Origin of the sequence: Niallia sp. XMNu-256 (genome assembly GCF_036670015.1) — a bacterium.
In the GTDB taxonomy this organism is placed as follows: Bacteria; Bacillota; Bacilli; order Bacillales; family Cytobacillaceae; genus Bacillus_BD.
On record NZ_CP137638.1, the window covers coordinates 5001 to 12500 of the forward strand.

Annotated in this window: 3 protein-coding genes, 29 tRNA genes and 2 rRNA genes (1 of these 34 cut by a window edge); 29 read left to right on the top strand and 5 right to left on the bottom strand. The window is 41.9% G+C overall.

The features are described from left to right. Positions 1-60 precede the first annotated feature (60 nt). From R4Z10_RS21690 to R4Z10_RS21830, 29 genes are all read left to right on the top strand, one after another. Positions 61-135, top strand: a tRNA-Glu gene (locus R4Z10_RS21690). Positions 136-197: 62 nt separating this feature from the next. Then, positions 198-273 (top strand) — tRNA-Val (locus R4Z10_RS21695). 3 nt (positions 274-276) lie between these two features. After that, positions 277-352: transfer RNA gene (locus R4Z10_RS21700), tRNA-Thr, on the top strand. 89 nt (positions 353-441) lie between these two features. Continuing rightward, positions 442-517: transfer RNA gene (locus tag R4Z10_RS21705), tRNA-Lys, on the top strand. Between the two features lie 5 nt (positions 518-522). Further along, positions 523-604: transfer RNA gene (locus R4Z10_RS21710), tRNA-Leu, on the top strand. Positions 605-617: 13 nt separating this feature from the next. Beyond that, positions 618-692: transfer RNA gene (locus R4Z10_RS21715), tRNA-Gly, on the top strand. Positions 693-699: 7 nt separating this feature from the next. Continuing rightward, a tRNA-Leu gene (locus R4Z10_RS21720) sits at positions 700-788 on the top strand. A 21-nt stretch (positions 789-809) separates the two neighbouring features. After that, positions 810-883 (top strand) — tRNA-Arg (locus tag R4Z10_RS21725). Positions 884-892: 9 nt separating this feature from the next. Continuing rightward, positions 893-969 (top strand) — tRNA-Pro (locus R4Z10_RS21730). A 24-nt stretch (positions 970-993) separates the two neighbouring features. Further along, positions 994-1066, top strand: a tRNA-Ala gene (locus tag R4Z10_RS21735). A gap of 37 nt (positions 1067-1103) precedes the next feature. Then, positions 1104-1177, top strand: a tRNA-Met gene (locus R4Z10_RS21740). Between the two features lie 26 nt (positions 1178-1203). Continuing rightward, a tRNA-Ile gene (locus R4Z10_RS21745) sits at positions 1204-1277 on the top strand. A gap of 13 nt (positions 1278-1290) precedes the next feature. Next, a tRNA-Ser gene (locus tag R4Z10_RS21750) sits at positions 1291-1383 on the top strand. A gap of 24 nt (positions 1384-1407) precedes the next feature. After that, positions 1408-1481, top strand: a tRNA-Met gene (locus R4Z10_RS21755). Between the two features lie 3 nt (positions 1482-1484). Then, positions 1485-1561 (top strand) — tRNA-Asp (locus R4Z10_RS21760). 52 nt (positions 1562-1613) lie between these two features. Next, positions 1614-1689: transfer RNA gene (locus R4Z10_RS21765), tRNA-Phe, on the top strand. Positions 1690-1717: 28 nt separating this feature from the next. After that, positions 1718-1801, top strand: a tRNA-Tyr gene (locus R4Z10_RS21770). 9 nt (positions 1802-1810) lie between these two features. Further along, positions 1811-1881 (top strand) — tRNA-Trp (locus R4Z10_RS21775). A gap of 16 nt (positions 1882-1897) precedes the next feature. Then, a tRNA-His gene (locus tag R4Z10_RS21780) sits at positions 1898-1973 on the top strand. Positions 1974-1990: 17 nt separating this feature from the next. Further along, positions 1991-2062, top strand: a tRNA-Gln gene (locus tag R4Z10_RS21785). A gap of 5 nt (positions 2063-2067) precedes the next feature. Then, positions 2068-2142, top strand: a tRNA-Cys gene (locus R4Z10_RS21790). Between the two features lie 8 nt (positions 2143-2150). Then, positions 2151-2232, top strand: a tRNA-Leu gene (locus R4Z10_RS21795). A gap of 19 nt (positions 2233-2251) precedes the next feature. Beyond that, positions 2252-2325 (top strand) — tRNA-Gly (locus tag R4Z10_RS21800). A gap of 9 nt (positions 2326-2334) precedes the next feature. Next, positions 2335-2411 (top strand) — tRNA-Ile (locus R4Z10_RS21805). A 9-nt stretch (positions 2412-2420) separates the two neighbouring features. After that, positions 2421-2495, top strand: a tRNA-Asn gene (locus tag R4Z10_RS21810). Between the two features lie 13 nt (positions 2496-2508). After that, positions 2509-2599, top strand: a tRNA-Ser gene (locus R4Z10_RS21815). Positions 2600-2617: 18 nt separating this feature from the next. Then, a tRNA-Arg gene (locus R4Z10_RS21820) sits at positions 2618-2691 on the top strand. A 177-nt stretch (positions 2692-2868) separates the two neighbouring features. Next, positions 2869-4176: an MmcB family DNA repair protein gene (locus tag R4Z10_RS21825; RefSeq protein ID WP_338473411.1), complete on the top strand. Its 1308-nt coding sequence runs from the start codon at positions 2869-2871 to the stop codon at positions 4174-4176. Between the two features lie 335 nt (positions 4177-4511). Beyond that, positions 4512-5057 carry a PepSY domain-containing protein gene (locus R4Z10_RS21830; RefSeq protein WP_338473412.1) on the top strand — a complete coding sequence of 182 codons (546 nt, stop codon included), beginning with the start codon at positions 4512-4514 and terminating at the stop codon, positions 5055-5057. A gap of 387 nt (positions 5058-5444) precedes the next feature. Here the strand turns inward: R4Z10_RS21830 and R4Z10_RS21835 are convergent, their stop codons facing one another. The 5 genes from R4Z10_RS21835 to R4Z10_RS21855 form a co-directional block, all read right to left on the bottom strand. Further along, complete coding sequence (locus R4Z10_RS21835) at positions 5445-6359, bottom strand: tyrosine-type recombinase/integrase (RefSeq protein ID WP_338473413.1); 915 nt, start codon at positions 6357-6359, stop codon at positions 5445-5447. A 276-nt stretch (positions 6360-6635) separates the two neighbouring features. Further along, positions 6636-6723: transfer RNA gene (locus R4Z10_RS21840), tRNA-Ser, on the bottom strand. Positions 6724-6733: 10 nt separating this feature from the next. After that, positions 6734-6808, bottom strand: a tRNA-Asn gene (locus tag R4Z10_RS21845). 64 nt (positions 6809-6872) lie between these two features. Further along, positions 6873-6988 (bottom strand): 5S ribosomal RNA (gene rrf, locus R4Z10_RS21850). Positions 6989-7048: 60 nt separating this feature from the next. Beyond that, a 23S ribosomal RNA gene (locus tag R4Z10_RS21855) occupies positions 7049-7500 on the bottom strand (it continues 2481 nt past the right edge of the window).

The following is a 7500-nucleotide window of genomic DNA, read 5'->3' on the forward strand; positions in this document are numbered from 1 at the left end:
CCCTTTTATAACCTATTAGGGGCTTTATTTTTTTCTGAATCAGATAGGAATACTTAGTAAGGCCCGTTGGTCAAGCGGTTAAGACACCGCCCTTTCACGGCGGTAACACGGGTTCGAATCCCGTACGGGTCACCATTTATTTAAAAGGAAGTGCGCAACATTCTATTGTCACCAGGCACTAGCACAACCTGTAAATCGGAGGATTAGCTCAGCTGGGAGAGCATCTGCCTTACAAGCAGAGGGTCGGCGGTTCGAGCCCGTCATCCTCCACCATATGCCGGCCTAGCTCAATTGGTAGAGCAACTGACTTGTAATCAGTAGGTTGGGGGTTCGAGTCCTCTGGCCGGCACCAGATTGACCACCTCGAAGAGGTTCAATCTGCAACAAAGGCTAACAGCTTTTGGGGCGTTGGACCACGAACATTATTCGGTGGATTTTTTTGAGCCATTAGCTCAGTCGGTAGAGCATCTGACTTTTAATCAGAGGGTCGCAGGTTCGAATCCTGCATGGCTCACCATTTATGCGGGTGTGGCGGAATTGGCAGACGCACTAGACTTAGGATCTAGCGCCGCGAGGCGTGGGGGTTCGACTCCCTTCACCCGCACTTAGATTCATATGCGGAAGTAGTTCAGTGGTAGAACACCACCTTGCCAAGGTGGGGGTCGCGGGTTCGAATCCCGTCTTCCGCTCCAAAGTTTAGCCGGGGTGGCGGAACTGGCAGACGCACAGGACTTAAAATCCTGCGGTAGGTGACTACCGTACCGGTTCGATTCCGGTCCTCGGCACCATTAAAAACTTTATTACTATATGCGCCCGTAGCTCAATTGGATAGAGCGTCTGACTACGGATCAGAAGGTTATGGGTTCGACTCCTTTCGGGCGCGCTTATTTTACGGGAAGTAGCTCAGCTTGGTAGAGCACTTGGTTTGGGACCAAGGGGTCGCAGGTTCGAATCCTGTCTTCCCGACCATGAATACCATAATATTCTTATAATGGGGCCTTAGCTCAGCTGGGAGAGCGCCTGCTTTGCACGCAGGAGGTCAGCGGTTCGATCCCGCTAGGCTCCATCTTTACAAGTAATAAACAGCAAACGCTTTATATTTTGGCGGTGTAGCTCAGCTGGCTAGAGCGTTCGGTTCATACCCGAAAGGTCGGGGGTTCGATCCCCTCCGCCGCTATTGGATTTAATGGGTGTTGAATCTAAGGATCTTTAGCTCAGCTGGTTAGAGCAGACGGCTCATAACCGTCCGGTCGTAGGTTCGAGTCCTACAAGATCCATCGTTATATAAGTGGAGGAATACCCAAGTCCGGCTGAAGGGATCGGTCTTGAAAACCGACAGGCGGGTTAAACCGCGCGGGGGTTCGAATCCCTCTTCCTCCGCCATTTAAATAAATACAATATTATTATCGCGGGGTGGAGCAGTTCGGTAGCTCGTCGGGCTCATAACCCGAAGGTCGCAGGTTCAAATCCTGTCCCCGCAATTTGGTCCGGTAGTTCAGTTGGTTAGAATGCCTGCCTGTCACGCAGGAGGTCGCGGGTTCGAGTCCCGTCCGGACCGCCATCATCCCTATTTTCCAGTAGGTCCTTTGGATTCTACTGTTTAAATATATATTGGCTCAGTAGCTCAGTCGGTAGAGCAATGGACTGAAAATCCATGTGTCGGCGGTTCGATTCCGTCCTGAGCCACCATATTATCTCCCTATGTCCCTAAGGCTATGGAGGGGTAGCGAAGTGGCTAAACGCGGCGGACTGTAAATCCGCTCCTTCGGGTTCGGCGGTTCGAATCCGTCCCCCTCCACCATACATATATAGGGGTATAGTTTAACGGTAGAACGAAGGTCTCCAAAACCTTTGGTGTGGGTTCGATTCCTACTACCCCTGTTTATAAAAAATTATGGCGATTGTGGCGAAGTGGTTAACGCATCGGATTGTGGTTCCGACATTCGTGGGTTCGATTCCCATCAGTCGCCCCATTAAATATAGATGTTATTGGGCTATAGCCAAGCGGTAAGGCAACGGACTTTGACTCCGTCATTCGTAGGTTCGAATCCTGCTAGCCCAGTTTTTGGCGGCATAGCCAAGTGGTAAGGCCAAGGTCTGCAAAACCTTTATTCACCGGTTCAAATCCGGTTGCCGCCTCCATCGTTTTTGCCGGTGTGGCGGAATTGGCAGACGCGCACGACTCAAAATCGTGTTCCGTAAGGAGTGTCGGTTCGACCCCGACCACCGGTATCGAGAGAACTTCATATATGCGGGTGTAGTTTAGTGGTAAAACCACAGCCTTCCAAGCTGTTGTCGAGGGTTCGATTCCCTTCACCCGCTCCATAATTAAATGGGCCTATAGCTCAGCTGGTTAGAGCGCACGCCTGATAAGCGTGAGGTCGATGGTTCGAGTCCATTTAGGCCCACCATTTAATTGTTCCGCAGTAGCTCAGTGGTAGAGCAATCGGCTGTTAACCGATCGGTCGTAGGTTCGAATCCTACCTGCGGAGCCATTTTTATTTTTACGGAGAAGTACTCAAGTGGCTGAAGAGGCGCCCCTGCTAAGGGTGTAGGTCGGGTAACCGGCGCGAGGGTTCAAATCCCTCCTTCTCCGCCATACATATAACTGTATTATGCGCCTTTAGCTCAGTTGGATAGAGCAACGGCCTTCTAAGCCGTGTGTCAGAGGTTCGAATCCTCTAAGGCGCGTAAAAACAAGAAAAGTCCATTCTAAGAAGAATGGACTTTTCTTGTTTTTATATTTTCTTTTTATAATTATTTATTCGGTAATTTACTGAGGTAGAAATATGGAGAAATTGCTGTTTGTTGGATTTAGGTTTATACTTATTCCCAACTAAGTGCTCCGCGCACCATGGAGGGAATAGAATGAAAGCTACCATTACAGGCTGTGATGACTTAAGCAAACGAATCTTAATTGATTTAAAACGCGGCATGAAAGTATCCCGTATTCCTAAACACTATCCTGTCTCACTAGATCAAGCAAAAAAACTCTCCCGTCTTAATAAGATGTTAAATCTTGCTAGAGAGCATCTCAATGAGGACTTGAACCAACGTCTACAGCATTTAGGTATTAAGAGCTTGCCTTTGTCCCGTTTGTTCAGGCAAGCTGACTGGGGAGGGATTATTGAAATTTTGTCCGTTGTAACGGATGGAACAACAAGAGATGATTTAGAACTGCTCATAGATGCCTTACATGAAAAGAGGAATAGAATCAAAGAACTTAAGGAAGAGACCGATTTAAGTTTACTTGAATTAGAAAAATTAAATCAATCTCTACAAACAAAAGAGAGGGAAATTCTCCTTTTTCAGCAGGAATGGAATAAACATCTACAGGTTTTCGAGCCATACTTGGGACCTATTCGTTCCTTTTTAGAGGAGTATTTAGGAGTGTTTGATGGAAAATTAGTACTTGCTAAACGTCTTTGTGGTAACTGGGAACAGCATTTAAGAGAACAAGGAATAATCAAATATCACGGAAACCAATCTGTTTATTATATTAACGACGTCTATCGTTTTGTGGAATCCTTGCAATCTCGTCGCGAACGTGGACTAAAATATCGCTCGGGAACCGATGAAAGCCTAGGCTTAACAGGTTCTTTCGTTAATTCAATGAACAAATTGAAACAGAAATTAAGAGAGGTCCAAGAGAAGAAAGCCGCAATTGAAGAAGAAGTGATTCGAATAAAACAGAAAACTACTCAGTCTTATATGAAAATAACCGAAACCCCTGACTACCTTTCTGCGGATGATTTAAAGAGACTTAAAGAATTGCAGGTTAAAGCTCTTAAATGGCTATTTAAACGTGGCTTTATTGCAATGACGGATTTTACCCTTCCCAATGGAAAAAAAACTGATATTTTCGCTTACAATGAGTCACAGATCGTTATTTTTAAGATCAAAGTTTCAAAAAATGATTTAATAACAGATTACAAATGGACGGATTATCTGCCGTATTGTCATGACTTTTTCTTTTTAACACCTGATAAATTAAAGGATGAAGTAGTTTCAATTTCTAAAACACAATCTATTAATTGTGGGCAATTCATAGAAACATCTAATAGTATTCAATTAATTCGTGCTGATGAACGAAATGTTGAACAGATTAAACAGGAGGATGAACTAAAGTTTGCGGCTGCACAGTACTTGGCTCGGAGGTTTATTTTTGGGTATTAAAAATCTTATTAATACAATATTTGTTTAATTACCAAAATCATTAATAGTGTTTTGTCTAAAATAATATCATGTTTAATATGATTCGATTTTCGAACTTTCTTTCTGTCACTAAGCCTACAAGACATTTGAAATGGATTCTTTTTCGTTTTTTGATTGTTGTTATTTTTGTAATATCTTCTTTGAAAATAATAATAAAACCCAATTTAAGACAACCTTATTTATCTTTGCTTTAATTCTAATCAATTTCTAATCTTACCTTCTCTGGATTCTCATTTTCCAGGGATATAGTAAGAGTAAGAAATGAGATACGGAAGGAAATTAAAGGAGGATATGATATGAAAAAGAAAGTGTTAATTAGTACTTTAGGAGCTGCGCTTCTATTCGGTGGAGCATTTTCTGTTGGAGCTACGAACAATGATGAGGGACGTACTGCTAATAAAGTAAATAATAACGAAGCATTCCTAAGTACGGATGACATTAAAAAAATCGCCCTTCAAGAGGTTGCGGGAACAGTAGAAGAAATTGAATTAGAGAGAAAGTCAGATAGAATAGTATACGAAGTGGATATTGAAAATAATGATATCAATTATGATCTATATATCGATGCTTACACTGGAGAGATTTACAGTGTTGGCAGTGATGATGATGACGATAATGTTAATTCTTCAGATGGTGGTCAAAAGAATAAAAATATTATTTCTCAATCTGATGCAACAGCAATTGCTGAAAAGGCTGTGAACGGAAAGGTCATTGAGATCGAAAAAGATGAAGACGATGGATTAGTTAAATATGAGATAGAGTTGCAAGCAGACCGTGGAGAAGCAGAAATTGAAATTGATGCTAAAGATGGGAAAATCCTTGACGTCGAGTGGGACAATTAAAAACCGAACAGAGAAGAAGTTGTAAATAAAACAAGGGCCTTGTATCAAGAAAAGGACTCTTGTTTTTTTATCATTCTATTAACGGGGATATAATAAAGGATGGTGCCAGTTAGACATTGAGATAATAACTAAAAGAAAAACATTGATCTAAAGTTTTTTTACTAAATAGAAGACCAGTATTTTAACGGAATATATAAACCAATCTACAAATAAAGGTTTCTTCATTTCTTTAAATATTCTTTGTAAATATAGCCCTGTCGCCTTTGCTAACGAATCTTTCGTTAGCAAAGGCGACAGGGCTATATTTAGCATATCGAACGTTTACTAGCAGTCCATCATATTAATTAACTCTCTTTTTTTATTATTGCTTTAGCATGCCTCATTACTTTAAAACCTCGGCATTGCCTCAACTGCATTTACCAAATCACTAAAAGAATCTTTCAAATATCTACTTGTAGTAGCAATATTACTATGACCGGCCAATCTCCTTACCTTTTCAATATCGTTATTCGTTGCTTTTAACATCCACTTACAAAACGTATGGCGAAACATATGTGGAGTCAATTTTTTATTTGGCAAACTATATCCTTCAATCATTGTCTGAATCCCGCGAACTGTAAATTTAGGAGAACGTTGACTATAAAAAACATATGGAGATTCTTCAACATGAAGCTTCTTTTCAGCCATTTCAGCACGAAATGCTAGCCAATCCTGAATTTCCACCAACAAGATATTGGAAATGGGTATGGTCCTCACCTTAGTTCCTTTTCCAACTATTCGAATCCGTTTCATTAATAGATCAACATCTACTATTTTTAAGTTCGATAGTTCATCCACTCTTAAACCTGCATATGTAAGCAGGTAAATAATCATTCTGTCCCGGCGATACTTTTCCTCTGAATTTACTCCTCTACTCTTGACTGGTTTCTTCCTTAAAATCAGAAGCAGTTCCTCAAACTCATCTTCCGTCAGCCACATAATACTTTCGGATTCCTCATCAGCTGACTTTAAAGCCTGAATATCCAACATCGGATTACTCTGCAGCGTATTATTTCTTACTTCCCAAGTGTAATAGTTTCTTAGCGAATTAAGGCGCCGATTAATAGTCGATACGGCCAGAGCTTTCCCTTGTTTTGGATCTAACATTACACTAACCCATTTACGAATGTCCCCAGTCGTCACATAATCAGTAGATTCAAGGTTCATTTCCTTTAAGAATTTTTTAATATCATTCAGATAGGAAATAATCGTATTTTCAGACATCCCTTTCTCTTGTAAATATGAAATATAATCTAGAAACATATTCTCACTCCTTTTACTTATACGATTAGTTTAATGGAATGAAAATCATTAAATAAGACCGTTGTTTTTTATATTATATGATGAGTTATTATAAAATAGGTATACATAATATACATATAATATATATTATATAATGAGTTTAATTGTAACATATTCTAAATGAGGAATTGAATATTCCCTATATTACTGAGTCATTTGTCCTGTAAAACTGCACGGGACATACACTAAAAACCCCCTATTCTGATTTTAGAATAGGGGGTTACTTTAAAAAAATAACGGAGAAGGAGGGATTTGAACCCTCGCGCCGGTTGCCCGACCTACGCCCTTTCCAGGGGCGCCTCTTCAGCCTCTTGAGTACTTCTCCATAAAATAGATGGCTCCGCAGGTAGGATTCGAACCTACGACCGATCGGTTAACAGCCGATTGCTCTACCACTGAGCTACTGCGGAACGTTAAAATTATTTTCCTACAAACAAAAAAACAGACCCCTATTAATATAGGGGCTGTTTCTTAGCCTGGCAACGTCCTACTCTCACAGGGGTAAAACCCCAACTACCATCGGCGCTGAGAAGCTTAACTTCCGTGTTCGGGATGGGAACGGGTGTGACCTTCTCGCCATTGTTACCAGACTATTTGATTGGGAATTGTTCCCTCAAAACTAGATAATGTTGACTGACATACATCATATTGTGGTTAAGTCCTCGACCGATTAGTATTTGTCAGCTCCACGTGTCACCACGCTTCCACCTCAAACCTATCAACCTGATCATCTTTCAGGGGTCTTACTAGTTTAACACTATGGGAAATCTCATCTCGAGGGGGCTTCATGCTTAGATGCTTTCAGCACTTATCCCTTCCGCACATAGCTACCCAGCGATGCTCTTGGCAGAACAACTGGTACACCAGCGGTGCGTCCATCCCGGTCCTCTCGTACTAAGGACAGCTCCTCTCAAATTTCCTACGCCCACGACGGATAGGGACCGAACTGTCTCACGACGTTCTGAACCCAGCTCGCGTACCGCTTTAATGGGCGAACAGCCCAACCCTTGGGACCGACTACAGCCCCAGGATGCGATGAGCCGACATCGAGGTGCCAAACCTCCCCGTCGATGTGGACTCTTGGGGGAGATAAGCCTGTTAT